The sequence below is a fragment of the Bartonella sp. MM97QHHN genome, from assembly GCF_042194285.1.
GTDB lineage: Bacteria > Pseudomonadota > Alphaproteobacteria > Rhizobiales > Rhizobiaceae > Bartonella.
On record NZ_JBHIMS010000089.1, the window covers coordinates 22,841 to 48,241 of the forward strand.

Here is a 25,401-nt window from a genome sequence, read left to right on the forward strand (position 1 = left end):
AGCGTTGTAAAAATCAACAGCCTTTACGCTTAATAGCGAATGGAGATAATTAACCGTGTCCTTATTCAAAACCTATGCACGTGTTCTCACTTACCTAAATAGAGAAAAAAATGCATCCCTTTTAATCTGTACCGCTAATGTTATATTAGCTATTATCACTATTGCAGAACCTATTTTATTTGGACAAGTTATTGATTCTATTACAGACAAAACAGCTATCATCCCTACTCTTGCCATTTGGGTTTGTTTTGGACTTTCACATATTATTGCTTATGTCCTTGTTGCTCGCGGTGCTGACCGCTTAGCCCATAGACGCCGCTTAACGGTTTTAACGGAATCTTTCGAACGTATCATTGCCATGCCTTTAATTTGGCATCAACAACGTGGAACTTCCAACGCACTCCATACACTTTTGCGCGCAATAGATTCCATGTCAACCATATGGCTTGATTTTATGCGCCAACATCTCTCAACGCTTGTCGCCTTATTGGTTCTCATCCCCATAGCGTTTAATATGAATTGGCGTCTTTCAATAGTCTTGGTTGTGCTTGCCATCATTTATGTATTAATTGCACGTTTAGTGATGCGAAAAACAAAAGACGGACAAGCCGCTGTAGAATGCTATCATCATAACCTTTTTAAGCATGTCAGTGATTCAATCTCTAATGTTTCCATTGTACAAAGTTATAACCGAATAAAAGAAGAAACTTCCATACTGCATCAACATACAAATGCTCTTCTTAAAGCACAAAATCCTGTTCTCAATTGGTGGGCGCTCGCCAGTGGCTTAAATCGAATGGCTTCAACAATTTCAATCGTTTGTGTTCTTCTCCTTGGAGCTTTTTTTGTTGCAAAAGATCAATTACGAGTAGGTGAAGTCGTTGCTTTTGTTGGATTTGCACAACTCATGATTAGCCGCCTAGACCAAATGAGCAGTTTTATTAATTGTGCAATATCCTCACAAGCAAAACTGCAAGAATTTTTTGAAATGGAAGACTCAACCTTTCATATCAACGAACCGCAAAATCTTCCTTCCCTCCAAAATGTTAAAGGCGCCATACAATTTCATCACGTGACCTATCAATTCCAAAATTCTTCTCAAGGTGTTTTTGATATTTCCTTTGAAGTTAAAGCAGGACAAACTGTTGCGATTGTAGGACCAACAGGGGCTGGAAAAACAACATTGATCAATCTGTTGCAGCGCGTATACGACCCTACCCTTGGGCATATCTCCATTGATGGAATAAATATATGCTCAATCAATCGCGAATCTTTACGCAAATCTCTAGCAACAGTATTTCAAGACTCGGGTCTTTTCAACCGTACTATTCATGACAATATTTCAATAGGAAAAGCGAGCGCAACGAATGAAGAACTTTATGAAGCAGCAAAAATAGCAGAAGCTCACGATTTTATTCTAAAAAAAGCTGATTGTTATAACACAATAGTGGGCGAACGAGGATCTCAATTATCAGGTGGAGAAAAACAACGACTAGCAATTGCACGCGCTGTTTTAAAAAATGCCCCTATTCTCATTCTAGATGAAGCAACAAGCGCTCTTGATGTTGAAACAGAAGCACGAGTCAAAGATGCTCTCGATTGTATAAGCCATAACCGTACTACTTTTATTATAGCACATCGCCTCTCAACAGTACGCAATGCTGATGTGATACTCTTTCTGGATCATGGTCACTTAATGGAAAAAGGAAACTTTCAAGAATTAATCGATAGAGGGGGACGTTTCTCTAAATTTTTAAAGGCAAGTGGTTTAACAATCAAACCACCAAAAAGAGAAGGAGAAAATGTTATCCCCTTACATGAAGCCATAGCATCATAAAATTGACACTCTTTTCAAGCAAAAAAATCCTCCTCAGAATAACAAGAGTGCTTATATATGATACAAGTAAAAAGATTTCTAAAAATACCACAATCCATTTTAGGTATTTAAGAAAAATATTAAAACAGTCTAGTATTTTCTCTGCTATTGCAATTTTACTAGATTGGGACAAAAATATTTCCCTATATCTGTGAATATTGACGAGTATACATTCTCATTTAGGGAAAATGTAAAGGTAAAAACAATTTCCAGTTTTACCGTCTTCTTTTTACTCAGCTTTACGAATTTCAAAACGAACTAAAGAAATATCTTTTAAATAATGAATATTATGTATTGCGTTGCACTTTGTTTATCACTTTCTTTATAGTCCTCTCATAAAGAACAGAACATCATTGTTTTGCACATTCATATGACTTTTTTTAAGAAACATTTCTCAATGCTCTTAAGCCCATTTCACAACGACATTCGTGAGTGGTTTTGATTAATTTAACATACACAGAATTTGAAATAATAAAATCCTACGAATATTCGTAGCTCTTATTCAAAAGATAAAACGATAAATTATCATTATAACTCAATGTATTAAAGCAATTTTATCATAAATAAATTAGATGTTAATCTAAATCTTTAGATTTATGTGATATTCCTTTGATTCATATTGATAATTCATTACTTTATAATATGAAATAAAGATTTATAAAGATAGGAGAATATTCCTTTCAAGACCTTTTAATAATAAACCAAAAAACTGTTTTCTTGTACATAACAAGCAAAATGAAAACAATAGCTCTAAGATATAACAACGCTTTTATAAGCCTTTTCAAGGAAAGAGATTTTATTCATTTGAAAACTAATCGAATAATGACAGCTTATAACTTTATAAGGATAATCGTATGCAATAAATCTTATATTTTTCTTTCATAAAAAGAGATGTTTCTTCAAAAAATCTATAAGAGCAACATAATAACTAGTCTCCCTAGTAAAAGAATACACAGCAAAGCATGAAGTGCTGCATAATCTATCTTATCTTAAAAAGGTGATTCCTGAAACGCTTGGAAGCTATAAAGCCAAATGATAAAGTGGTGATAAAGACAAACACTGTCTTTATCTTTACAATTGTATTTTCCCCAATTACGCTGTATCTGCATTTCAGAAATACACCAGACAGATATTCATGATACATAGATGCCAACCAAATATAACAATGTGAAAAACACCTATGCAGAATGATTTCATTCTTTAATTTTTTTCAAGAAAATCTTTTAGTGCCGCAAATGCCTCCTCAGCTTTGTTCCCCTCAGGACCACCAGCCTGCGCCATATCAGGACGGCCACCTCCACCTTTACCACCAAGCATCGCTGAAAGAATACGAACGAGATCTACAGCATTTAATTTATCCGTTAAATCATCCGTAACACCGACAACAGCACTCCCTTTTCCATCCTCCGAGACACTAATAAAAGCAACCACTCCAGATCCAATTTGTTTTTTCTCAGAATCGACAAGCGCCTTAAGATCCCGTGGTAAAATATTTTTAACAACGCGTCCGGTAAAAGAAAACCCATTGATGATGATAATATCATCTTGGCTCCTTTCTGTTATTCCACCACTCAACATCATTTTCTTGCGTACATCATTCAATTCTTTTTCAAGTTTACGACGATCATCAAGCAAAATTCGCACCCGTTCTTCCACGCCAACAGAAGAAATTTTTAAAAGATCAGCAATTTCATGAATACGTTCATCTTGGCGGCTAAGATAAAGACGTGCTTCTTTGCCTGTTAAAGCTTCAATACGCCGCACTCCAGCTGAAACAGAACTTTCAGAAACAATATGAATCAAACCGATATCACCTGTTCGCTCCACATGTGTCCCTCCACAAAGCTCAATTGACCAACGCTTTTTTAATCTTCCCTGTTCAAGTGGCTCCCCCATAGAAACAACACGAACTTCATCACCATATTTTTCACCAAACAATGCCATGGCTCCTTCAGAAATGGCATCATCTACAGCCATGAGGCGCGTTATCACTCTACTATTTTGCAAAATAATCTCATTGGCTAAATCTTCTATTTTTTTCAACTCTTCTGGTGAAACGGATTTTGGATGTGAAAAATCAAAACGCAACCGATCTGGCGATACAAGAGAGCCCTTTTGTGTAACATGGTCCCCCAATGTTTGGCGTAAAGCTTCGTGTAACAAATGAGTAGCAGAGTGATTCGCACGAATTTTCTTACGACGAACAATATCAACCGTTAATTCTACACAATCAGACCTCGATGCCTGACCAGATTTCACCTCCCCAATATGGATAAAAACACCATCACCCTTTCTTTGGGTATCATGCACCTTAAAAATAAAATTTTCACCAGAAATGATACCGCTATCACCAATTTGCCCACCAGATTCACCATAAAAAGGTGTCTGATTAACAACAAGCATAGCTTTCTGACCTGAAGAAATATGATCAACAATTTTACCATCACACACAAGAGCTGTAAGAATACCTTTCGCCGTCTCAGTTTCATAACCTAAAAATTCTGTAGCCCCCACTTGATCACGAACAGAAAACCAGATTTTCTCTGTTACAGCTTCTCCAGAACCAGACCAATTGGCACGTGCTTCCTCTTTTTGGCGTTCCATCGCTTTATCAAAAGCACCAACATCAACAGAGATTCCTCGACGACGAAGAACATCTTGCGTCAAATCAAGTGGAAAACCATAGGTATCATAGAGCTTGAAAGCAACTTCACCATTCAAATAGTCCCCTTCTTTAAGATCGGTACTTGCTTCGTTCAACAAACCAAGTCCTCGTTCAAGCGTTTTACGAAAACGTATTTCTTCTAACCTTAAAGTTTCTGAAACCAAAGATTCAGCACGCACCAACTCAGGATAAGCTTGTCCCATTTCGCGAATTAAAGCAGGCAAAAGTCGCCACATTAAGGGCTCTTTAGCACCAAGAAGATGCGCATGACGCATAGCACGACGCATAATACGACGTAAAACATATCCTCTTCCTTCATTAGAAGGAAGCACACCATCAGCAATCAAAAATGCAGATGAGCGAAGATGATCAGCAATGACACGATGGCTGGCAATAAAATCACCCTTTGCCTCAATCCCTGTAATTTCTTCTGACGCGTCAATTAATGCACGAAAAAGATCAATGTCATAATTATCATGAACGCTCTGTAAAACAGCTGCAATACGCTCTAACCCCATACCGGTATCAATAGAAGGATGAGGTAAGTTAACACGTTCTTCCTTGGAAACTTGCTCATACTGCATAAAAACAAGATTCCAAATCTCAATAAAGCGATCCCCATCTTCATTAGCACTTCCAGGAGGACCGCCCCAGATTTCATCACCATGATCATAAAAAATCTCCGAACAAGGCCCACAAGGGCCTGTTTCTCCCATCGACCAAAAATTATCAGCCGTCGCAATACGGACAATTTTTTCATCTGGAAGACCAGAAATTTTACGCCACAGTTCAGCAGCAACATCATCACTCTGATAAACTGTCACCAACAATTTATCTTTTGGCAGGCAAAATTCCTTTGTTAAAAGATTCCATGATAAAAAAATAGCTTCTTCCTTGAAATAATCACCGAAAGAAAAATTACCCAGCATTTCAAAAAATGTATGATGGCGCGCCGTATAACCAACATTATCAAGATCATTATGCTTTCCACCCGCACGAACACATTTTTGTGCCGTTGTTGCCTGCGTATAAGAAGGTTGTTCAAGTCCAGTAAAAACATTTTTAAACTGCACCATCCCTGCATTTGTAAACATAAGTGTAGGATCATTCCGCGGAACAAGCGGACTAGAAGAAAGAACTTTATGCCCATTACGATGAAAATAATCCAAAAATATTGACCGAATATTATTAACACTATTCATGTTGACACCTGCTCAATACAGCACAAAACCATAAAAGAAAAATCCCCCTCATTAAATCCTCTTCGCCACGCATGGAGTCAATTTAATCAAAAATGGAATATTTGTTTTAAAAAATTGAGAAACAACGACTGCGTATTTAAAAACTCAAACAAAAAAACAGAAAAATCTTAAAGGAAAAAAATTATAAACGAAAAAAACGCCCCATCAAATGGCTTCATCACTTTCTATATTTTCTGACCCTGCATTTTCTAACAATTCAATCGCAATCAAACCAGCATTTTGGCGCAAAGCTGCTTCAATCTCTGTAGCTATTTCCACATGTTCACGTAAAAACTGCTTTGCATTCTCACGCCCCTGCCCTAAACGCTGAGAATTATAAGAAAACCATGCACCAGATTTTTCCACAACACCAACCTTGACACCCAAATCAATCAATTCACCTACTTTGGAAATACCTTCACCATAAATAATATCAAACTCAACCTGTTTGAATGGAGGTGCCAATTTATTTTTCACCACTTTAACGCGCGTCTGATTACCAACGATTGAATCCCTATCTTTAATGGATCCAATGCGACGAATATCTAAACGAACAGAAGCATAAAACTTTAAAGCGTTTCCACCCGTTGTCGTTTCAGGAGAACCAAACATCACACCAATTTTCATGCGAATTTGATTAATAAAAACAACCATACAGTTAGAGCGAAAAATTGCTGCGGTTAATTTTCGTAACGCTTTACTCATTAACCGAGCTTGCAATCCGGGCAAAGCATCACCCATTTCACCGTCAATTTCTGCTCGCGGTGTTAAAGCTGCGACAGAATCCACAACAAGCACATCAACGGCACCAGAACGAACCAACGTTTCTGTAATTTCCAATGCCTGTTCACCGGTATCTGGCTGAGAAATGAACAAGTTTTCTAAATCAACACCAAGCTTACGCGCATAAATAGGATCAAGCGCATGCTCTGCATCAATAAAAGCACAAATCCCACCACCTTTCTGTGCCTCAGCAATAGCATGGAGAGCCAATGTTGTTTTCCCAGAACTTTCTGGTCCATAAATCTCAACAATACGCCCCTTCGGTAATCCACCAATCCCTAAAGCAATATCCAAGGATAACGACCCTGTTGGAATTGTTTCAATTTCAACAACCTGCTCTTTTTGCCCAAGACGCATAATCGAGCCTTTACCAAAAGAACGTTCAATTTGTGAGAGAGCAGCATCGAGAGCTTTTGTTTTATCCACGATTATATCCTTGACCGAATCCATAATAACCTAAAACTTTAGTGTACACTGTACTTTTAATTTAACTAAAGGCTTGAGTTTAGATTTTCACAGACTATTTCCATTCCTATCTCCACATTATGTCCATAAACATTCATGACCATCACAATAAAGAATTGGCATTGCTTATCTTATGACACATAATAAACTTCAATAAAGTAATATCTCTATGGGAGCATAGTTAACATATTTATATCTCTCTAGAAAAGGAACAATTTAATTTTAAACACAATGTTCTACAACCCTTCTGCTTATCCCTTTGATTAAATACTTGAGAGACTAAGAATTCTCCCACTATTGATCACACAAAAAACGCATCATCAATCAACCTCATACCCTATTGCATCGAAGAACAAAACGCTATTGTGTTGCATATTCATGCACTTGATTTAAGAAACATCTCTCAAAACTTCCAAGCTCATTTTGTGACAACACCTATGAATGTGGTATACTGCAAAACCCTTTAGGCACCACCATCTTTACTCTATAGAAGGAGCAAGCCGGCACCATCACACTATTTATCATCCCCCAATGTTGCGACAGCTCTCGGCACTTGAGACGATTCATAAGAGGGATTTTTAGTCCTTTCTTGTACAGTTTTTATCACACGCTAATCCTGCTTGTAACATGCAAGCGAATAACTTGATTGCTTCAACAAATAACAGACTTGGGATGAGAGAAATTTACGGTATTTGAAACTTTCATTCAACTTACGAAACAGTCAATTATCATTATAAGTCAATATATTATTTAATAAAAACCAAAAAAAATAAAGCAGCTTAAAAGTTGAATGACATATTTAAATTTGAAAAAATATGCAATTTTGGAGATATCAAAAAAAAATCTCTACAAGCAATGCAATAAATGTTTAAAATATAAGCTAAATTTCTCATACAATAACATAAGAGATCAATAAAAAACGTATTTCAACTCAAATTTTATTTTGATCTTTACGTTTTTTGCGCAACTGTTGCCACCACTCAAGACGTTTCACAATTTCACGCTCAAAACCACGCTCAACTGGTTTATAATAACTCTGACGCCCAAGTTTTTCGGGAAAATATTCTTGTCCTGAAAAAGCATCTGGTTCATCATGGTCATAACAATAACCACTTCCATACCCTTCTTCCTTCATAAATTTCGTAGGAGCATTAAGAATATGCTTAGGAGGTGGTAAAGAGCCATTTTTGCGTGCACAACGCAGTGCTGCTTTATACGCAAGATATGCTGCATTTGACTTTGGCGCAGTTGCAACATAAAGACATGCTTGCGCCAAAGCCAATTCTCCTTCTGGTGATCCTAAATAATCATAGGCATCTTTTGCTGCATTACAAATGACAAGAGCTTGAGGATCCGCCAAACCAACATCTTCAACGGCTATACGAACCAATCTTCGCCCAATATAGAGAGGATCTTCACCAGCATCCAACATACGTGCCAAATAATAAAGCGCAGCATCAGGATCAGATCCACGAACGGATTTATGCAACGCTGAAATGAGATTATAATGCCCATCTCGTCCTTTATCATAAATAGGCGCACGACGCTGAATAACTTTTTGCAAAGCAACAACATCAAGAATCTCTCCCAATGGTGCAATAGACCAAACTTCCTCTGCCAATGTTAACGCAACCCTCGCATCACCATCAGACATCTCTATCAAAACGTCTCTGGCATCATTATCCAAGGGAAGAGTTTTTCCCTCCACTTCTTCAGCACGCCTCAAAAGCATGTCCAAACTTTCATGATCATGAGAAAGAAATGTTAAAACACGTGCACGCGAAAGAAGGGCAGCATTCAGTTCAAAAGAAGGATTTTCGGTTGTTGCACCTATAAGTACCACAGTACCCTCTTCCATCACAGAAAGAAAACTATCCTGCTGTGCACGATTAAACCGATGAATTTCATCAACAAAGAGAAGTGTTTTATCCCCAGATATAAAACGCCTCTGCGCAACTTCAAAAATCTTTTTAAGTTCAGAAACTCCTGTAAAAATAGCAGAAACCTGTTCAAACGCGAAATTTGTTTCAAGGGCTAACAAACGTGCAACGGTCGTTTTTCCCGTCCCTGGAGGTCCCCAAAAAATCATCGATCCAATTGAGCCTGTTGCCGCCATACGTGAAAGCAAACCATCCTCTCCAATCAAATGCTTTTGTCCCACAACATCATTGAGAGAACAAGGGCGCATTCTTTCTGCTAGTGGCTGATTTTTATTAACTTGAAAATCAAACGACGAAGTAAAAAAATCTTTCTTCAAAAAAACCTCAACGAATAAATTGGCGAATATACATACCATCACGTTCATATTCCAATTGCCACATATTTGAGCGACCTTGCATAAGAACCTTTTTCAACTGATGAACTGTTTGAATTTTATGGCCATTTACAACACGTAGAATATCTCCTGACTGAAAAATTCCAGCAGCATTGCTCATTTCCTCAAGATTGGTAATCACAACCCCTTTTGCAGATATAGGAAGATGAAAACGTCGACTATTTTGCGGTGTTAAATCTAACACCTCAGCACCAGCAAGAGGACTTTCACCCGTAATTTTTTCAGATTTTAAAAATGCAGTTTCTGATATCGATGAAACTGTTATTTGTGTTTTTAAAGTTTTTCCACTTCGTAAATATTCCAAAGCAAGACTATGCTCAACGTCAGCTGTCATCAAACGATACCCAAGACTATCTGGGCTGTCAACGCGTACCCCCTGCACACTCAAAATAACATCACCTACTTTCAATCCAGCTTTTTCAGCAGGACTATCTTTGATAACTTCAATAATCAGAGCACCATAGGGACGTTCTAAACCTAAACCACCAGCAATATCAGGTGTAACATTTTGAAAAGAAGCCCCAATATAAGGCGGCACAAAATATTTTCCACCGCGTTTAACAGTATCAAGCATTACTTTTACAAGATTAACTGGAATAGCAAAACCAATCCCTACAGAACCACCGGAACGCGAATAAATAGCCGTATTAATTCCGATTAACTGACCTTTCATATCAATTAAAGCGCCACCAGAATTCCCTGGATTAATGGCTGCGTCTGTTTGAATAAAAAAGTCAAAATCAGAAATCCCAACACGTGTACGCGCTTGCGCTGAAACAATACCACTTGTAACTGTTTGACCAACACCAAAAGGATTACCAATAGCAAGAACAAGATCACCAACTTCAACAGTATCAGAATTTCCCAAAGAAAGAACCGGAAATTGAGCATCTTTTTCCTTAACTTCAAGAATTGCAATATCAGTTGCTTCATCTTTGAGCACGACCTTACTCTCAAACTCCCGTCCATCAGAAAAAGCCACTTTAATTTCGCTTGCATCTTTAATGACGTGGTAATTTGTAACGATCAAACCACGTGCATCAACAATCACCCCTGATCCTAATGACGATTGCTTACGAACAGGAAATTTATTTTGAAAACGACCAAAAAATTGCTCAAAAAATGGATCGCCTTCAAAAGGTGATCTAGCTCTAATTTGTCGAGCTGCATAAATATTTACAACAGATGGAACTGTCTTTTTAACTAAAGGAGCAAATGAAAGAGTGATTTCTGTTTGTGTTTGAGGAACATGAGCATATACATGATCAAATGATATCTGCATCATAATTACAAAAAAAATCCGCACCCAAAAAGAACACCTCATAATCCACTCCTTATAAAATCAGCACATTCTGTTGAAGATTAATAGAATAAAAAAACGTATCCCCGCAAATTAAGGACCTCTATTAATATTTCATAATAGAGAATAAAAACAACCTATTTGAACAATAAATATTATAAAAATAAGATAATTCAATATTCTATAATTTTCTCTCTGCACCTATTTCTCAACTAAAACAAACTTAAAAATGCTCACAAAAAAACCGCCCAAGACAAGGCGGCCTTTAAAAATCCAACAGAATAAAAAACTCTACGAAGATGTTCCCTTTTCATTCTCAGAAGCTTCCATGCGAGCACGATCCCCAGCACCCTTCGCTTCAACATCACGATCAACAAATTCTATAACAGCCATGGGCGCATTATCACCGGTACGAAACCCCGCTTTCATAATACGCAAATACCCACCGTTGCGTGATGCATAACGTGGCGCAAGCGTATCAAATAATTTCGCAACCTTTCCTGCATCACGAAGTGCTGCAATAGCTTGCCGACGCGCATGCAAACCACCACGCTTACCAAGAGTAACAAGTTTTTCAACAATAGGACGAATTTCTTTAGCTTTTGGAAGCGTTGTCACAATCTGCTCATGCTCGATCAACGAAGTTGCCATATTTGCAAACATCGCTTTACGGTGACTGGCAGTACGGTTCAACTTGCGTCCTGACTTACTATGGCGCATAAGCCCTCTCCTTAAATTCTAATTTTAATATTGATCTTCATAACGTTTTGCAAGATCATCAATGTTTTCAGGCGGCCACGCAGGAATCTCCATCCCAAGATGTAAACCCATACACGCCAAAACTTCTTTAATCTCATTCAACGATTTTCGACCAAAGTTCGGTGTCCGAAGCATTTCAGATTCTGTTTTCTGAATCAGATCACCAATATAGACAATATTATCATTCTTAAGACAATTTGCCGAACGAACTGAAAGTTCTAATTCATCCACTTTTTTGAGAAGAGCAGGATTAAAAGAAAGCTCAGAATCAGCCTCTTCAACAGGCTCCTTCTGTGGCTCTTCAAAGTTAATAAATAACGATAATTGATCCTGAAGAATGCGTGCTGCAAAAGCAACAGCATCCTCACCATTAACAGCACCGTTTGTTTCAATCGTGAGCGTTAATTTATCATAATCGAGAACTTGACCTTCGCGTGTATTTTCTACTTTATAAGATACCTTACGGATCGGTGAATAAAGACTATCAATTGGAATAAGCCCTATACGTGCATCATCAACACAATTACGATCAGATGGAACATACCCCTTTCCTGTGTTGACAATAAATTCCATACGAATTTCAGCTTCTTCATCAAGAGTACAAATAACATGATCTGGATTTAGAATTTCCATATCCCCAACTGTACTGATATCTCCCGCTTTCACGACACCAGGCCCCTCTTTATAAACGACGACACGTTTAGGACCTTCTTCTTCCATACGAAGCGCAATTTCTTTTATATTCAGAATAATATCCGTAACATCCTCACGCACACCTGGAATCGATGAAAATTCATGCAAGACACCGTCAATCTGCACAGCAGTAATAGCAGCACCACGAAGCGAAGATAACAAAACGCGACGAAGCGCATTTCCTAACGTTAAACCAAAACCACGCTCAAGAGGTTCAGCAATCACACTTATAATATTTGGATTATCATGTGCACATGATTCAACCTTATTGGGTTTAATAAGTTCCTGCCAGTTTTTCTGGATCATATTTTTATTCCCGTTCTTTAGTTCCGTTACCATTCAATCGTAACGACCAATGTGAACATCAGAGAAATCTCCGACAACAAAAAACAACACCCAATTAAACACGCCGCCTTTTCCGCGGACGACATCCATTATGAGGAATTGGTGTTACATCGCGAATAGAAGTAATGACAAAACCAACAGATTGCAATGCTCGTAGAGCAGATTCACGCCCTGATCCAGGTCCACAAACTTCAACTTCCAAAGAACGCATACCATGCTCTTGCGCTTTTCTTGCACAATCCTCCGCAGCAACTTGAGCAGCAAAAGGTGTCGATTTACGCGCACCTTTAAACCCCTGAGCTCCCGCAGATGACCAAGCAATTGCATTACCCTGAGCATCAGTAATAGTAATCATTGTGTTATTAAATGTTGAATTAATATGAACAACACCCGATGAAATATTTTTACGTTCGCGACGACGAACACGTGTGGCTTCCTTGGCCATAATTTCCCTTTCAACGATCTCATCACTGCCGTAACATCAGCAGCTCCACCTTTTTTTCCTTGTCAAACAAATCAAACAAGAAAAAGAACATATAAAAACCTTCCACAAAGGCCCTTATTTCTTCTTACCGGCGATTGCCTTAGCCGGACCTTTACGCGTACGAGCATTCGTATGTGTACGCTGTCCTCGGACAGGCAAAGACCGGCGATGACGCAATCCTCGATAACAACCAAGATCCATCAAACGCTTAACATTCATAGCAACCTCACGACGAAGATCACCTTCAACTTGATACCCCTGATCTATTGCCTCACGAATCTGCAGCACCTCAGCATCTGAAAGCTCATGCACACGACGCCCCAAAGGAATGCCAACTCTTTCAATAATTTCTTGAGCAAATTTTGGTCCAATCCCGTGGATATATTGAAGCGCAATAATTACACGCTTATTTGTCGGGATATTGACGCCAGCAATACGAGCCACGCCTACTCTCCTTAGTTATTTTTGACAAATTGTTATAAAATACCTGATATACCTTATAGAAAAAAATAGACTCAGAAAAAAATTCTTCCGAATCCTATTATTTCACTAAAATAAATTAAATTCACTTTTGATAGATTTCATCTCAAAAGTCAACTCTTTTCATTTATTTCTAAAAAAATCTCATGAAAGAAACCCTCTAATCATACGTGTCACTTCAGCAACACCAATCATTCCATCAATAACCTTCAACATTCCCCTCTCTGAATAAAATTTTGATAAGGGAGCTGTTTTTTCACGATATTCTACTAATCTTTTTGCAAAAGCAACAGGATTGTCATCTAAACGAACCTGTCCACCAGCCGCTATTGTTTCTTCAACGCGCTTCTTCATACGTTCAATCAACACGTCTTCATCAACACACAACTCAATAACAGCATTAAGCTGCGTATTTTTTGAATTCAGTATCTGTTGCAACGCTTCTGCCTGCCCTACAGTTCGCGGATATCCATCCAAAACAAAACCGTTTACACAATCAGCTTCATCAATCCGATCTGATACGATTTGATTAACAATACTATCAGGTACCAAAGCACCAGAACTTATAATAGCTTTAGCTTTTTTACCAATCTCCGTTTCTTTGGCAATCACCTCACGCAACATATCCCCTGTTGATAAATGAGGAATGCTATATTCCTCAGTCAACATTTTTGCTTGCGTACCTTTTCCCGCTCCAGGAGGACCTAAAAGAATAACTCTCATCGATTCCTTCTACCTCCACGAAGTTTTGATTTTTTTATCAACCCTTCATATTGGTGGGCAACAAGATGCCCCTGAATTTGAGCAACCGTATCAAGTGTAACAGTAACAACAATCAACAAGGATGTTCCCCCAAGATAAAAAGGAACCTGTAATGCAGATATCATAAATTCAGGTAACAAACAAACCAAGATAATATAAAGTGCCCCCACAACAGTAATACGCGTCAAAACGTAATCAATATATTCGGCTGTACGCTCACCTGGACGAATCCCTGGAATAAAACCAGAATGTTTTTTCAACTGATCTGCAGTATCACTTGGATTAAACACAATAGCTGTATAAAAAAAGCAAAAAAACGCCATTAAAAATGCATAAACAATCATATAAAGTGGCTGTCCATGACCAAGAGCATAAGAAATCTCCTGAACCCATTGTGGCATTTTATCAGAAAAATTATTAATAGTGGCAGGTAATAATAATAAAGATGAAGCAAAAATAGGTGGAATAACACCAGCAGTATTCAACTTTAAAGGAAGATGCGACATATCTCCTTGAAACATTTGATTACCGACCTGACGTTTCGGGTATTGGATAAGAATTCGCCGTTGCGCACGCTCTATAAAAACAATAAGCCCAATAACCAAAACAGCAATAAGAACGATTCCTATTAAAAGAAAAGTTGATAAATCAGCCTGACTATGAGCTGTCAAAAGCTGAGCAAAAGTAGAAGGAAAGTTGGCTACAATCCCTGTAAAAATGATAAGAGAAACCCCATTACCAATACCACGTGACGTAATTTGCTCGCCAAGCCACATAAGAAACATCGTTCCGCCAACAAGCGTAATAACAGAAGAAATACGAAACATAAGACCTGGTTCTAAAACAATTTGAAGCCCCGACCCTATACCGCTTTCAAGCGCAACCGCAATACCAAAAGCTTGTAGGATTGCCAATACGACTGTTACATAACGCGTATATTGATTGATAATCTTACGACCTAAATCTCCTTCTTTTTTAAGAGTTTCCAAAGAAGGAATAATAGATGTTAACAATTGCACAATAATAGATGCCGATATATAAGGCATGATACCCAGCGCAAAAATAGCCATACGCCCAACGGCACCTCCAGCAAACATATTAAAGAGTCCTAATACACCCGACGCGTGATGTTCAAATGTTTGCCGCAAAGCATCGATATTGATACCTGGAAGAGAGATGTAAGTGCCAAAACGATATACAAGAAGCGCCAACAGAGTAAACCAGATACGTTTCTTTAATTCAGTTGCACGCGAAAAGGTGCCGAAGTTTATATTGGAAGCAAATTGCTCTGCTGCTGATGCCATAAAACGTCTCCACTTTACACTCCAGTTCTTTAAATCACAGAAGTATAATCCTAAAATTCATATATGCATACATAAACAAATGCAGAACTTAAACAATTCTCCACAAAAGATCCCACAAAACAGATATCATTCTTCTTTAGGTCTCTATTCATATTAAAAAATTATCGAGCAATATCAGGAAGAATAACCTGACCACCCACTTTTTCAATCTTAACACGAGCAGCTTGTGAAGCACCAGAAACATGAAAGGTAATCTTAGTTTTCAAATCACCAGCAGAAAGAAGACGAACCCCATCTTTTTCACGACGAATAATACCAGCCTCTTTCAAAGAAACCATATCAACAGGCTTTTCAATATTCAACTTACCTGCATCAACTGCCAACTGAATACGTCCTAGTGAAACTTCATTGTAGGTTTTAGCAAAGAAATTCCTAAATCCACGTTTTGGCAAACGACGATAGATAGGCATTTGCCCACCTTCAAAACCATTAAGGGAAACACCAGAACGTGACTTTTGCCCTTTTACACCACGACCACCAGTCTTACCCATACCGGAACCAATACCACGCCCAACACGCTTACGATTTTTTGTTGCGCCTTCGCAATCACGCAGTTCATTGAGTTTCATATCTAATACTCCCGCAACCCTTAACCTTCATCTATAACGCGAACAAGATGCCGAACCCGAGCAATCATACCCCGCACACAAAGTGTATCATCTAAAACGCGCCGACGACGCATTTTATTTAGTCCAAGCCCCTTTAAGGTTGCACGCTGAATCTGTGAGTTTCGAATAGGGCTTCCAATTTGTTCCACAGTCACAGTTTTACCACTCTGAGATTTTTTCTGAACCATTTCCTAATTCCTTTTCTGATAATCTCAGAAACTACCCTTCTAGGTCGACTAAATGGCGACGACGCGCCTGCAAAGTCGAATACTTTATACCACGTTGAGCAGCAATATCTCTAGGATGCACTTGATGTTTCAATGCATCAAATGTTGCACGAACCATGTTATAAGGATTCGACGATCCTAGTGATTTTGCAACGACATCCTGCATACCAAGAGCTTCAAAAATAGCACGCATCGGTCCCCCAGCAATAATACCAGTACCAGCAGAAGCCGAACGTAGCAAAACACGCCCAGCTCCGTGACGACCTTCAAGATCATGATGCAATGTACGCCCAGACCGAAGCGGAACATAAATCATCCCACGTTTTGCAGATTCCGTTGCTTTACGAACGGCTTCTGGAACTTCACGGGCTTTACCATGTCCAAAACCCACACGCCCTTTTTGATCTCCAACGACAACAAGAGCGGCAAAACCAAAACGCCGACCACCCTTTACAACTTTAGCAACACGATTGATATGAACGAGCCTATCGACAAATTCATTATCGCGTTCTTCTCTCTCACCACGTTCTTTTTGTGCCATTCCTCATTCCTTTTTCTTTTCCGGAAGCACGATAACAAAGTCCCTCATCAAACTGGAAGAACTTAAACGAAATACTCTAAACTCTCCTTACTCATTCATAAATAAGAAATTTTAGAAATTCAAACCACCTTCACGAGCAGCTTCAGCTAAAGCTTTGACGCGACCATGGTACACATACGCTCCACGATCAAAAACCACCTCATTAACACCCGCTTTCTTCGCACGCTCAGCAATTAACTTACCAACAGCAAAGGCCGCCTTTTTATCAGCACCACTCTTTAACGATTTTTTCAAATCACTTTCAAGAGTAGAGGCTGAAACAAGTGTACATCCCCGCAAATCATCGATAACTTGAGCATAAATGTTCTGATTTGAACGATAAACACTAAGCCGAGGACGATCATGAGAAACCATTTTAATTCTACGACGAACACGCCTTGCACGACGTTGGATAATGTCCTTAGATGAAACCATAATACAAAATCCTTATTTCTTTTTACCTTCTTTACGGAAGATACGTTCATCTGCATGCTTAACACCTTTACCTTTATAAGGCTCAGGCCTACGATACTCACGAATCTCCGCTGCAACTTGTCCAACTTGCTGTTTATCAATTCCAGAAACAACAATTTCCGTTGGCTTAGGAACAGTCACAGTAACACCCGACGGAACTTTATAAACCACATCATGCGAAAAACCCAGAGATAGTTGAACATCCTTACCCTGCAAAGCAGCACGATAACCAACCCCATTAATCTCCAACCTCTTTTCAAAACCATCTTTCACACCACAAAAAATGTTCTCAATCATTGAGCGCGACATACCCCATTTAGAACGCGCATCTTTTGACTGATCCCGCGGCATAACTGATATGATATTGTCCTCAAGTTTGACTAAGACTTCATCATTGACGACGTAACTCAGCTCACCTTTTGGACCTTTTGCCTTAACCAGCTGACCTTCAACAGTAGCAGTAACTCCAGAAGGAATTGAAATGGGTTTCTTTCCAATACGAGACATTGTTCTAACCTACTTTTTCTTCCGTTTTCTTGACATAACTTAGAAAACACGACAAAGGAGTTCTCCACCAACATTCTGTTCACGCGCCTCATGATCTGCCATGACGCCTTTAGGAGTCGATAAAATCGAAATACCAAGGCCATTTGCCACCTGAGGAAGTGACTTAGCAGAAACATACACACGACGCCCTGGCTTTGATACACGTGAAATCTCACGAATAGCAGCCAGCCCTTCAAAATACTTCAATTCGATTTCAATTTCAGCTTTCCCATCACCTAAATCAATTCGATTATATCCGCGAATATAACCTTCCGACTGAAGAACATCAAGAACGTGTGCACGAAGCTTCGAAGCTGGAGTAACTACTTTACCTTTTTTACGACCAAGTGCATTACGAATACGTGTTAACATATCACCAAGAGGATCTGACATAGACATTAAATAATCTCCTCTTACCAACTAGACTTTACAATACCAGGAATATAGCCAATAGAGCCAAGCTCACGCAACGCAATTCGCGACATTTTTAATTTACGATAATAAGCCCGCGGACGACCTGAAACCTCACAGCGATTACGAATACGAACTTTCGAAGAATTACGCGGCAACTCTGCCAACTGAACAGAAGCTTTAAAACGTTCTTCAAGAGAAACCTTCTGATCCATAACTATTGCTTTCAAACGTGCACGACGAGCAGCATAGCACTTTACCATCAACTCACGACGCTTATTTTTTTCAACGGCACTTACTTTGGCCATAATTTCACCTCACTACGCTTGCCGTTACGAACGAAAAGGAAAATTAAAAGCACGCAATAACTCACGAGCTTCATCATCCGTTTTTGCTGTCGTACAAACAATAATATCCATGCCCCAAATTTGATCAACTTTATCATAGTTGATTTCTGGAAACACAATGTGTTCTTTAATACCCATAGCAAAATTGCCACGACCATCAAAACTCTTTGGATTTAAACCACGAAAGTCACGAACCCGCGGAAGAGCAATCGTCACAAGACGATCTAAAAACTCAAACATACGATCTTTACGCAATGTAACTTTAGCCCCAAGAGGCATTCCTTCACGAACCTTAAAGGTCGCAATAGAATTACGCGCACGCGTAACAACAGCCTTCTGACCCGTTATTAGCCCTAAATCCTCAGCGGCAAGGGAAGGTTTCTTGGAATCAGCAGTTGCTTCACCTATCCCCATATTTATTACAACTTTATCAATCCGCGGAATTTGCATTGCATTTCTGTAATTAAACCTCTCTTGAAGCACTTTACGAATCACTTCAAAATAATGCGCTTTCATACGCGGTATTTGTCTTTCCTCAGCCATTAATCAACTCTCCCGAACGCTTGGCAAAACGAACCTTATTACCATCTGCATTCACACGAAAGCCTACACGTGTAGGCCTACCATCTTTAGGATCAGCAATCGCCAAATTAGACAGATGAATCGGAGCTTCTTTAGAAATAATTCCAGCTTCTTGCTTCTGCGTTTGACGTTGATGACGTTTAATCATATTAATCCCACGAACAAAAGCCTTATTCTCTTTTGGACTAACCTTAATTACTTCACCACTACATCCTTTATCCTTACCGGACAAAACAACAACTTTATCACCTTTTCGAATCTTCTGCATAACATTTACTCCTTACAGAACTTCAGGAGCAAGCGAGATGATCTTCATATGATTCCTACCACGCAATTCACGGGGAACAGGTCCAAAGATACGAGTACCGATCGGCTCTTTTTTATTATCCACCAAAACCGCAGCATTACTATCAAAACGAATGACACTACCATCTGCGCGACGAATATCCTTAGCAGTACGAACCACAACAGCTTTCATAACATCACCTTTTTTAACACGTCCACGAGGAATTGCATCCTTAACCGAAACAACAATAATGTCACCGACCGAAGCATATTTCCGCTTTGAACCGCCTAACACTTTGATGCACATGACACGACGCGCTCCAGAATTATCAGCAACGTCGAGGTTTGTTTGCATCTGAATCATGACTGGCCACCTTCTCTTAACACATATATCCGATTGTACCTTTTACACACTCGGATTTGCCTGCCAAATAACGATAAAGTTATCGCCTTCAAATTTATCAATGATAACCACACTGTTAAATTCTAAAACAATAAGCTTAACTCATTACGCTACATTGTCTTTTACAACAATCCAACATTTATCTTTCGAAATTGGTCTAGATTCTTGAATAGAAACTTGATCCCCAATCTTAAATTGGTTGTTTTCGTCATGCGCTTTATAATTTTTAGACTGCCGAACAGTCTTCTTAAGAAGCGGATGAGAATAACGGCGTTCAACTTTGACAACAACAGTCTTATCACTTTTGTCGCTAATAACAACACCCTGCAAAACGCGTTTAGGCATCTCTTATTTCCTTAAACCTTACTTTCACTTATCTTTTGACGAAGAAAAGTTTTAATACGCGCAATATCACGACGAACTTGTCTAACGCGCGCAGTCTTTTCTAATTGACCTGTTGCTTTTTGAAAACGCAAATTAAATTGCTCTTTCTTTAACTTAGCCAATTCATCTTTCATTTGGTCGAGCGTTTGCGCCCGTAATTCTGTGGCTCTCATCGCTTAACCTCACTATTCAGCAATACGCTGGATGAAACGCGTTTTTATAGGCAACTTTGCAGCACCCAATCTTAGTGCTTCACGTGCAACATCCTCCGGAACTCCATCAAGCTCAAACATGACGCGCCCAGGAGCAACACGTGCAGCCCAATAATCAACACTTCCCTTACCTTTACCCATACGAACTTCAGTCGGTTTAGATGTAACCGGAAGATCTGGAAAAATACGAATCCACACACGACCAGAACGCTTCATATAACGTGTAATCGCACGACGCGCCGCTTCAATTTGACGAGCAGTGACCCGCTCCGGCTCAACAGCCTTCAAACCGTAGGCACCGAAATTCAAATCCGTACCACCCTTCGCAAAACCGTGAATACGGCCTTTGAACTGTTTACGGAACTTTGTGCGCTTTGGCTGCAACATTGTTCTCTACTCCAAATTTTAGTTCAATCTCAAAAACTAAGCATTTTCGCGGCGACGATTCGATGAAGAACCAGATTGATCAGCTTCCGTAGCACGACGTTCTGAAGCCATCGGATCATGCTCAAGAATCTCACCCTTAAAGACCCAAACTTTAATACCACAAATACCATAAGCGGTCTTAGCTTCTGCTGTACCGTAATCAACATCAGAACGCAAGGTATGAAGTGGAACACGACCTTCACGATACCATTCCATACGAGCAATTTCAGCACCACCAAGACGGCCAGAACAATTGATACGAATACCTTCCGCACCAAGACGCATAGCAGACTGAACAGCACGCTTCATTGCACGACGAAAAGCAACACGACGCTCTAACTGTTGAGCAATTGATTGCGCAATAATTGTCGCATCAATCTCCGGTTTACGAATCTCCACAATATTCAATGAAGTTTCAGCATCCGTCATTTCTGATAGCTTACGACGAAGCTTTTCGATATCAGCACCCTTTTTACCAATAATCAAACCAGGACGTGCAGAATGAATCGTAATACGACACTTTTTATGAGGACGCTCAATAACAACCTTAGAAATAGCTGCCTGTTTAAGCTCCTCAAGCACATATGAACGAATTTTCAAATCTTCATGAAGAAGGCGCCCATATTCACCACTATCAGCATACCAACGAGAGTCCCAAGTCCGATTAACACCAAGACGAAGTCCTATTGGATTGATCTTCTGCCCCATTACGCGGCCTCCACTTTTTCGGTAACTTCACGAACAATAACAGTAAGATGCGAAAATGGACGTTCAATTCTACTAGCACGCCCTCGACCACGAACATGAAAGCGCTTCATCACTATCGACTTACCAACATAAGCTTCCGCCACAACAAGCGAATCAATATCAAGATCGTGGTTATTTTCTGCATTTGCAATTGCTGATTCAAGCGTTTTTTTCACAGTAGCAGCAATACGCTTGCGTGAAAACATCAAATCAGCGAGCGCTACATTAACTCTTTTACCACGAATCATTGCAGCAACTAAATTAAGCTTCTGCGGACTAACACGAATTGTCCGCGTGACAGCTCTTGCTTCATTATCTTTAAGCTGGCGCGAAACTTTAGCTTTTCCCATTCCTACTTCCTCTTCGCTTTCTTATCGGCACCATGACCATAATAAGTTCGGGTAGGAGCGAACTCACCAAACTTATGCCCAACCATCTCTTCAGAAACAGAAACAGGAATATGCTTATTACCGTTGTAAACACCAAAAGTTAAACCAACAAATTGCGGTAAAATAGTAGAGCGACGACTCCATATTTTTATAACTTCGTTGCGCCCACTTGAACGTACCTTCTCTGCTTTACCAAGAAGATAGCCGTCAACAAACGGACCTTTCCACACTGAACGAACCACCTCAGACTACCTTTCTCATTTCTTGCGTTGATGACGCGTACGCATAATAAATTTATCAGTAGCTTTATTGGAGCGCGTACGCTTACCTTTCGTAGGTTTACCCCAAGGAGATACTGGATGGCGCCCCCCCGATGTACGACCTTCACCGCCACCGTGTGGATGATCAACGGGGTTCATAGCAACACCACGAACATGTGGACGCTTACCACGCCAACGTGACCGACCTGCTTTACCATCATTAATATTCCCATGATCAGGATTTGAAACAGCGCCAACAGTTGCAAAACAGCTACTCGGAACCAAACGCTGCTCACCAGAATTTAAACGAAGAATAGCCATACCATGATCTCGTCCAACCAACTGCGCATAAGCACCTGCTGAACGTGCAATCTGTCCGCCTTTCCCTGGCTTCATCTCAACATTATGAATAATTGTACCTACAGGCATATTAGCAAGAGGCATAGCATTACCTGGTTTAACATCCACATTTAAACCAGCCATAACAGAATCACCAACACCAAGACGCTGTGGTGCAAGAATATAACTCAATTGCCCATCCTCATAGCGGATTAAAGCAATAAAAGCGGTACGATTAGGATCGTATTCTAAACGCTCAACTTTTGCTGAAACATCACGTTTAAGACGCTTAAAGTCGACAAACCGATAACTACGTTTATGTCCACCACCCTGAAAACGAGCAGTAACACGACCGCGATTATTACGTCCACCCTTTGAAGACAAACCTTCAGTTAACATCTTTACAGGTTTTCCCTTATAAAGACAAGAACGTTCCACAATAACAAGCTGACGCTGCCCAGGTGTCGTTGGATTAAACTGCTTAAGTGCCATTATTCCTATCTCCGAGCCTCTTAAAGACCTGTCGAAACGTCGATAGTCTGACCACTGGCCAGAGTTACGATCGCTTTTTTGACATCACTCTGCCGACCAACTATACCTTTGAAACGCTTCACTTTACCCTTACGGACTATCGTGTTAACTGCTTTAACTTTTACGCTAAAAAGCGCTTCAATAGCAGCCTTAATCTCAGGCTTCGTCGCTTTCGGCGCGACATTAAAAGCAACTTGATTATATTCAGAAATCATAGTCGCCTTTTCAGTAATAACTGGACTAATAATTATATCATAATGGCGAAGATCTGTCATTTAAAACGCTCCTCAAGAGCCTCAACAGCTGCTTTTGATAAAACAAGTTTGCTGCGACGCAAAATATCATAAACATTAATTCCCTGAATAGGCAAAATGTCAATATTAGGGATATTAGAGGCTGCACGAAAAAAGTTAATATCAATCTCTTTACCATCAATCAAGAGAGCGTTATTAAATCCAAGCTTAGAAAAATGAGAAACAAGCATTTTCGTTTTAGCATCCTTAACAGTCAACTCATCCACAATAATTAAATCTTTTGCTTTTAATTTTGCAGATAAAGCAAGACGTAACCCAAGAGCACGAATCTTTTTAGGAAGATCATGCGCATGGCTACGAACCACCGGTCCATGTGCCTTACCCCCACCCCTAAACTGCGGTGCACGTGCAGATGAATGTCGAGCACGCCCAGTTCCTTTCTGTTTAAACATTTTTGCCCCTGTTCGCGACACATCAGAACGACCTTGGGATTGATGACTTCCCTGCTGACGACGTGCAAGCTGCCAACGAACAACACGTTGCAAAATATCCTCACGCGGAACAAGATCAAAAATAGCTTCAGAAACCTTTAATTTGCCAGCTTCATTACCATCAAGAGTTTTAATTACAAGATCCATTATTAGGCTCCCTCAACCTCAGAGGTTTCCGTCACCGGAGTAACCATTTCCGCTTTCTCCTTCACAAGACGGCGAATACCAGCAGGCTTTGGAGCATTATCAGGAAGACGCTTCTTCACAGCATCCCGTATCAAAATCCAAGAACCTTTAGAACCAGAAACAGCACCACGCACTAAAATTAAACCACGCTCACTATCAGTGGAAATAACTTCAATATTCTGTGTTGTTACACGCACTTGCCCCATATGGCCAGCCATTTTTTTACCTTTAAAAACTTTACCAGGATCTTGGCACTGCCCTGTAGAACCATGAGCACGATGTGTAATCGAATTACCATGAGAAGCACGATGCCCACCAAAGTTATGTCGTTTCATAACACCAGCAAACCCCTTACCAATACTGGTACCAGTCACATCAACTCTTTGTCCTGGAACAAAATGTTCCACTGTAATCTCAGTACCAACATCAAGAAGATTGTCGGGACTCACACGAAACTCTGCTATTTTGGCTTTAGGCTCAACAGAAGCCTTAGCAAAATGTCCACGAAGAGCTTGTGAAGTATTCTTAACCTTAGCAAAGCCTACACCTAATTGAACAGCAGTATAACCATTCTTTTCAACTGTACGCTGAGCAACGACTTGACAATTCTCCAAACGAAGTACCGTCACCGGCACATGCTCACCAGCATCATTATAAATACGGGTCATGCCCAGCTTCTGTGCTATTACACCTGAACGCATCGGGTCTGTTCCTTCTGTCCTCAAACCTCAGAGCTTAATTTCTACATCCACACCAGCAGAAAGATCGAGCTTCATAAGCGCATCCACTGTTTGCGGCGTTGGATCAACAATGTCAAGAAGACGCTTATGTGTTCGCATCTCAAACTGCTCACGACTTTTCTTATCGATATGCGGTCCACGATTGACCGTAAACTTCTCAATCCGCGTCGGAAGCGGAATGGGACCACGGACATTTGCACCGGTACGTTTAGCAGTCGATACGATCTCACGCGTCGACGTATCAAGAATTCTATGATCAAACGCTTTCAAGCGAATGCGAATATTCTGACTGTTCATGCTCTTTATTTCCCTGTTATACAAAGTGCCTTCAATAATCAAAGCACTCAACAAGCATTATTTATTCAATGATCTTAGAGACGATACCGGCACCAACAGTACGACCACCTTCACGAATAGCAAAACGAAG

At 39.8% G+C, this 25,401-nt stretch carries 32 protein-coding genes and 1 pseudogene; 1 reads left to right on the forward strand and 32 read right to left on the reverse strand.

The genetic code is table 11. The features are described 5' to 3' along the window. The first annotated feature begins 55 nt into the window (after window positions 1-55). Window positions 56-1,837, forward strand: coding sequence for a glucan ABC transporter ATP-binding protein/ permease (locus ACFIJW_RS07225; RefSeq protein ID WP_375633789.1), 1,782 nt, complete (start codon window positions 56-58; stop codon window positions 1,835-1,837). Window positions 1,838-3,076: 1,239 nt separating this feature from the next. Here the strand turns inward: ACFIJW_RS07225 and alaS are convergent. The 32 genes and pseudogenes from alaS to ACFIJW_RS07385 all read right to left on the reverse strand — a co-directional run. Beyond that, the gene (gene alaS, locus ACFIJW_RS07230; RefSeq protein WP_375633790.1) at window positions 3,077-5,743 is read right to left on the reverse strand and encodes an alanine--tRNA ligase; all 2,667 of its coding nucleotides are present in this window, start codon (window positions 5,741-5,743) and stop codon (window positions 3,077-3,079) included. A 204-nt stretch (window positions 5,744-5,947) separates the two neighbouring features. Then, window positions 5,948-6,991, reverse strand: coding sequence for a recombinase RecA (recA, locus tag ACFIJW_RS07235; protein WP_273791424.1), 1,044 nt, complete (start codon window positions 6,989-6,991; stop codon window positions 5,948-5,950). 970 nt (window positions 6,992-7,961) lie between these two features. Next, window positions 7,962-9,287, reverse strand: coding sequence for a replication-associated recombination protein A (locus ACFIJW_RS07240; protein WP_375633791.1), 1,326 nt, complete (start codon window positions 9,285-9,287; stop codon window positions 7,962-7,964). Window positions 9,288-9,294: 7 nt separating this feature from the next. Beyond that, entirely contained in the window at window positions 9,295-10,689 is a 1,395-nt protein-coding gene (locus ACFIJW_RS07245; protein ID WP_375633792.1) for a DegQ family serine endoprotease, read from the reverse strand. Window positions 10,690-10,956: 267 nt separating this feature from the next. Next, window positions 10,957-11,385, reverse strand: a complete 429-nt coding sequence (rplQ, locus tag ACFIJW_RS07250) for a 50S ribosomal protein L17 (protein WP_273791421.1) — start codon at window positions 11,383-11,385, stop codon at window positions 10,957-10,959. A 24-nt stretch (window positions 11,386-11,409) separates the two neighbouring features. Further along, the gene (locus ACFIJW_RS07255) at window positions 11,410-12,423 is read right to left on the reverse strand and encodes a DNA-directed RNA polymerase subunit alpha (RefSeq protein WP_375611485.1); all 1,014 of its coding nucleotides are present in this window, start codon (window positions 12,421-12,423) and stop codon (window positions 11,410-11,412) included. A 94-nt stretch (window positions 12,424-12,517) separates the two neighbouring features. Then, window positions 12,518-12,907, reverse strand: a complete 390-nt coding sequence (gene rpsK, locus ACFIJW_RS07260) for a 30S ribosomal protein S11 (RefSeq protein WP_007347762.1) — start codon at window positions 12,905-12,907, stop codon at window positions 12,518-12,520. Between the two features lie 114 nt (window positions 12,908-13,021). Then, on the reverse strand, window positions 13,022-13,390 hold the full coding sequence (rpsM, locus tag ACFIJW_RS07265) for a 30S ribosomal protein S13 (RefSeq protein WP_026500557.1): 369 nt from the start codon (window positions 13,388-13,390) through the stop codon (window positions 13,022-13,024). Window positions 13,391-13,570: 180 nt separating this feature from the next. After that, window positions 13,571-14,149, reverse strand: a complete 579-nt coding sequence (locus ACFIJW_RS07270) for an adenylate kinase (protein ID WP_375633793.1) — start codon at window positions 14,147-14,149, stop codon at window positions 13,571-13,573. Further along, complete coding sequence (gene secY, locus ACFIJW_RS07275) at window positions 14,146-15,492, reverse strand: preprotein translocase subunit SecY (protein WP_375617729.1); 1,347 nt, start codon at window positions 15,490-15,492, stop codon at window positions 14,146-14,148. Before secY ends, ACFIJW_RS07270 begins: the two co-directional genes overlap by 4 nt. Before the next feature lie 161 nt (window positions 15,493-15,653). Then, window positions 15,654-16,121 carry a 50S ribosomal protein L15 gene (gene rplO, locus ACFIJW_RS07280; RefSeq protein ID WP_375617728.1) on the reverse strand — a complete coding sequence of 156 codons (468 nt, stop codon included), beginning with the start codon at window positions 16,119-16,121 and terminating at the stop codon, window positions 15,654-15,656. A gap of 20 nt (window positions 16,122-16,141) precedes the next feature. Next, entirely contained in the window at window positions 16,142-16,348 is a 207-nt protein-coding gene (gene rpmD, locus ACFIJW_RS07285) for a 50S ribosomal protein L30 (protein WP_375611481.1), read from the reverse strand. Between the two features lie 31 nt (window positions 16,349-16,379). Continuing rightward, a complete protein-coding gene (gene rpsE, locus ACFIJW_RS07290) occupies window positions 16,380-16,928 on the reverse strand; it encodes a 30S ribosomal protein S5 (RefSeq protein ID WP_375617727.1) in 549 nt (182 codons plus the stop codon). Between the two features lie 111 nt (window positions 16,929-17,039). Next, window positions 17,040-17,402 (reverse strand): 50S ribosomal protein L18, encoded by a 363-nt coding sequence (gene rplR / locus ACFIJW_RS07295; protein WP_273791414.1) that lies wholly within the window; start codon window positions 17,400-17,402, stop codon window positions 17,040-17,042. Window positions 17,403-17,414: 12 nt separating this feature from the next. Further along, window positions 17,415-17,948, reverse strand: coding sequence for a 50S ribosomal protein L6 (rplF, locus tag ACFIJW_RS07300; protein WP_375617726.1), 534 nt, complete (start codon window positions 17,946-17,948; stop codon window positions 17,415-17,417). Window positions 17,949-17,987: 39 nt separating this feature from the next. Then, the gene (rpsH, locus tag ACFIJW_RS07305) at window positions 17,988-18,386 is read right to left on the reverse strand and encodes a 30S ribosomal protein S8 (RefSeq protein ID WP_375613142.1); all 399 of its coding nucleotides are present in this window, start codon (window positions 18,384-18,386) and stop codon (window positions 17,988-17,990) included. A gap of 14 nt (window positions 18,387-18,400) precedes the next feature. Beyond that, complete coding sequence (rpsN, locus tag ACFIJW_RS07310; RefSeq protein ID WP_375617724.1) at window positions 18,401-18,706, reverse strand: 30S ribosomal protein S14; 306 nt, start codon at window positions 18,704-18,706, stop codon at window positions 18,401-18,403. Window positions 18,707-18,730: 24 nt separating this feature from the next. Continuing rightward, the gene (gene rplE / locus ACFIJW_RS07315; protein WP_375617723.1) at window positions 18,731-19,288 is read right to left on the reverse strand and encodes a 50S ribosomal protein L5; all 558 of its coding nucleotides are present in this window, start codon (window positions 19,286-19,288) and stop codon (window positions 18,731-18,733) included. Then, entirely contained in the window at window positions 19,281-19,595 is a 315-nt protein-coding gene (rplX, locus tag ACFIJW_RS07320) for a 50S ribosomal protein L24 (RefSeq protein ID WP_375617722.1), read from the reverse strand. Before rplX ends, rplE begins: the two co-directional genes overlap by 8 nt. 12 nt (window positions 19,596-19,607) lie before the next feature. Next, window positions 19,608-19,976, reverse strand: a complete 369-nt coding sequence (gene rplN, locus ACFIJW_RS07325; RefSeq protein ID WP_004855715.1) for a 50S ribosomal protein L14 — start codon at window positions 19,974-19,976, stop codon at window positions 19,608-19,610. A 144-nt stretch (window positions 19,977-20,120) separates the two neighbouring features. Beyond that, window positions 20,121-20,360, reverse strand: a complete 240-nt coding sequence (rpsQ, locus tag ACFIJW_RS07330) for a 30S ribosomal protein S17 (RefSeq protein ID WP_012231991.1) — start codon at window positions 20,358-20,360, stop codon at window positions 20,121-20,123. 11 nt (window positions 20,361-20,371) lie between these two features. Then, on the reverse strand, window positions 20,372-20,572 hold the full coding sequence (gene rpmC, locus ACFIJW_RS07335) for a 50S ribosomal protein L29 (RefSeq protein WP_375606714.1): 201 nt from the start codon (window positions 20,570-20,572) through the stop codon (window positions 20,372-20,374). Window positions 20,573-20,584: 12 nt separating this feature from the next. Then, window positions 20,585-20,998: a 50S ribosomal protein L16 gene (gene rplP / locus ACFIJW_RS07340; protein WP_375611475.1), complete on the reverse strand. Its 414-nt coding sequence runs from the start codon at window positions 20,996-20,998 to the stop codon at window positions 20,585-20,587. Window positions 20,999-21,034: 36 nt separating this feature from the next. After that, window positions 21,035-21,745 carry a 30S ribosomal protein S3 gene (gene rpsC, locus ACFIJW_RS07345; RefSeq protein WP_273791408.1) on the reverse strand — a complete coding sequence of 237 codons (711 nt, stop codon included), beginning with the start codon at window positions 21,743-21,745 and terminating at the stop codon, window positions 21,035-21,037. Beyond that, complete coding sequence (gene rplV / locus ACFIJW_RS07350; RefSeq protein ID WP_273791407.1) at window positions 21,745-22,134, reverse strand: 50S ribosomal protein L22; 390 nt, start codon at window positions 22,132-22,134, stop codon at window positions 21,745-21,747. Before rplV ends, rpsC begins: the two co-directional genes overlap by 1 nt. 2 nt (window positions 22,135-22,136) lie before the next feature. Next, window positions 22,137-22,415 carry a 30S ribosomal protein S19 gene (gene rpsS / locus ACFIJW_RS07355; RefSeq protein WP_375617719.1) on the reverse strand — a complete coding sequence of 93 codons (279 nt, stop codon included), beginning with the start codon at window positions 22,413-22,415 and terminating at the stop codon, window positions 22,137-22,139. A gap of 15 nt (window positions 22,416-22,430) precedes the next feature. Then, window positions 22,431-23,264: a 50S ribosomal protein L2 gene (gene rplB, locus ACFIJW_RS07360; RefSeq protein WP_375611474.1), complete on the reverse strand. Its 834-nt coding sequence runs from the start codon at window positions 23,262-23,264 to the stop codon at window positions 22,431-22,433. 20 nt (window positions 23,265-23,284) lie between these two features. Next, window positions 23,285-23,578 (reverse strand): 50S ribosomal protein L23, encoded by a 294-nt coding sequence (locus ACFIJW_RS07365; RefSeq protein WP_273723987.1) that lies wholly within the window; start codon window positions 23,576-23,578, stop codon window positions 23,285-23,287. Beyond that, window positions 23,575-24,195, reverse strand: a complete 621-nt coding sequence (rplD, locus tag ACFIJW_RS07370; protein ID WP_375613145.1) for a 50S ribosomal protein L4 — start codon at window positions 24,193-24,195, stop codon at window positions 23,575-23,577. The genes ACFIJW_RS07365 and rplD overlap by 4 nt, the downstream gene beginning before the upstream one ends. Before the next feature lie 2 nt (window positions 24,196-24,197). Continuing rightward, window positions 24,198-24,935 (reverse strand): 50S ribosomal protein L3, encoded by a 738-nt coding sequence (gene rplC, locus ACFIJW_RS07375; protein WP_273791404.1) that lies wholly within the window; start codon window positions 24,933-24,935, stop codon window positions 24,198-24,200. Between the two features lie 27 nt (window positions 24,936-24,962). Continuing rightward, the gene (gene rpsJ, locus ACFIJW_RS07380; RefSeq protein WP_005773267.1) at window positions 24,963-25,271 is read right to left on the reverse strand and encodes a 30S ribosomal protein S10; all 309 of its coding nucleotides are present in this window, start codon (window positions 25,269-25,271) and stop codon (window positions 24,963-24,965) included. 61 nt (window positions 25,272-25,332) lie between these two features. Further along, a pseudogene (locus ACFIJW_RS07385) lies at window positions 25,333-25,401 on the reverse strand (elongation factor Tu); the annotation flags it as partial.

What these genes read in the sequence shown, in the direction of transcription:
- alaS (WP_375633790.1), bottom strand. Translation starts at nt 5,743, where the DNA reads ATGAATAGTGTTAATAATATTCGGTCAATATTTTTGGATTATTTTCAT.
- ACFIJW_RS07245 (WP_375633792.1), bottom strand. Translation starts at nt 10,689, where the DNA reads ATGAGGTGTTCTTTTTGGGTGCGGATTTTTTTTGTAATTATGATGCAG.
- rplQ (WP_273791421.1), bottom strand. Translation starts at nt 11,385, where the DNA reads ATGCGCCATAGTAAGTCAGGACGCAAGTTGAACCGTACTGCCAGTCAC.
- ACFIJW_RS07255 (WP_375611485.1), bottom strand. Translation starts at nt 12,423, where the DNA reads ATGATCCAGAAAAACTGGCAGGAACTTATTAAACCCAATAAGGTTGAA.
- rpsK (WP_007347762.1), bottom strand. Translation starts at nt 12,907, where the DNA reads ATGGCCAAGGAAGCCACACGTGTTCGTCGTCGCGAACGTAAAAATATT.
- ACFIJW_RS07270 (WP_375633793.1), bottom strand. Translation starts at nt 14,149, where the DNA reads ATGAGAGTTATTCTTTTAGGTCCTCCTGGAGCGGGAAAAGGTACGCAA.
- secY (WP_375617729.1), bottom strand. Translation starts at nt 15,492, where the DNA reads ATGGCATCAGCAGCAGAGCAATTTGCTTCCAATATAAACTTCGGCACC.
- rplO (WP_375617728.1), bottom strand. Translation starts at nt 16,121, where the DNA reads ATGAAACTCAATGAACTGCGTGATTGCGAAGGCGCAACAAAAAATCGT.
- rpmD (WP_375611481.1), bottom strand. Translation starts at nt 16,348, where the DNA reads ATGGTTCAGAAAAAATCTCAGAGTGGTAAAACTGTGACTGTGGAACAA.
- rpsE (WP_375617727.1), bottom strand. Translation starts at nt 16,928, where the DNA reads ATGGCACAAAAAGAACGTGGTGAGAGAGAAGAACGCGATAATGAATTT.
- rplR (WP_273791414.1), bottom strand. Translation starts at nt 17,402, where the DNA reads ATGGTTTCATCTAAGGACATTATCCAACGTCGTGCAAGGCGTGTTCGT.
- rplF (WP_375617726.1), bottom strand. Translation starts at nt 17,948, where the DNA reads ATGTCTCGTATTGGAAAGAAACCCATTTCAATTCCTTCTGGAGTTACT.
- rpsH (WP_375613142.1), bottom strand. Translation starts at nt 18,386, where the DNA reads ATGTCTATGTCAGATCCTCTTGGTGATATGTTAACACGTATTCGTAAT.
- rpsN (WP_375617724.1), bottom strand. Translation starts at nt 18,706, where the DNA reads ATGGCCAAAGTAAGTGCCGTTGAAAAAAATAAGCGTCGTGAGTTGATG.
- rplE (WP_375617723.1), bottom strand. Translation starts at nt 19,288, where the DNA reads ATGGCTGAGGAAAGACAAATACCGCGTATGAAAGCGCATTATTTTGAA.
- rplX (WP_375617722.1), bottom strand. Translation starts at nt 19,595, where the DNA reads ATGCAGAAGATTCGAAAAGGTGATAAAGTTGTTGTTTTGTCCGGTAAG.
- rplN (WP_004855715.1), bottom strand. Translation starts at nt 19,976, where the DNA reads ATGATTCAGATGCAAACAAACCTCGACGTTGCTGATAATTCTGGAGCG.
- rpsQ (WP_012231991.1), bottom strand. Translation starts at nt 20,360, where the DNA reads ATGCCTAAACGCGTTTTGCAGGGTGTTGTTATTAGCGACAAAAGTGAT.
- rpmC (WP_375606714.1), bottom strand. Translation starts at nt 20,572, where the DNA reads ATGAGAGCCACAGAATTACGGGCGCAAACGCTCGACCAAATGAAAGAT.
- rplP (WP_375611475.1), bottom strand. Translation starts at nt 20,998, where the DNA reads ATGTTGCAGCCAAAGCGCACAAAGTTCCGTAAACAGTTCAAAGGCCGT.
- rpsC (WP_273791408.1), bottom strand. Translation starts at nt 21,745, where the DNA reads ATGGGGCAGAAGATCAATCCAATAGGACTTCGTCTTGGTGTTAATCGG.
- rplV (WP_273791407.1), bottom strand. Translation starts at nt 22,134, where the DNA reads ATGGGAAAAGCTAAAGTTTCGCGCCAGCTTAAAGATAATGAAGCAAGA.
- rplB (WP_375611474.1), bottom strand. Translation starts at nt 23,264, where the DNA reads ATGGCACTTAAGCAGTTTAATCCAACGACACCTGGGCAGCGTCAGCTT.
- ACFIJW_RS07365 (WP_273723987.1), bottom strand. Translation starts at nt 23,578, where the DNA reads ATGACAGATCTTCGCCATTATGATATAATTATTAGTCCAGTTATTACT.
- rplD (WP_375613145.1), bottom strand. Translation starts at nt 24,195, where the DNA reads ATGGATCTTGTAATTAAAACTCTTGATGGTAATGAAGCTGGCAAATTA.
- rplC (WP_273791404.1), bottom strand. Translation starts at nt 24,935, where the DNA reads ATGCGTTCAGGTGTAATAGCACAGAAGCTGGGCATGACCCGTATTTAT.
- rpsJ (WP_005773267.1), bottom strand. Translation starts at nt 25,271, where the DNA reads ATGAACAGTCAGAATATTCGCATTCGCTTGAAAGCGTTTGATCATAGA.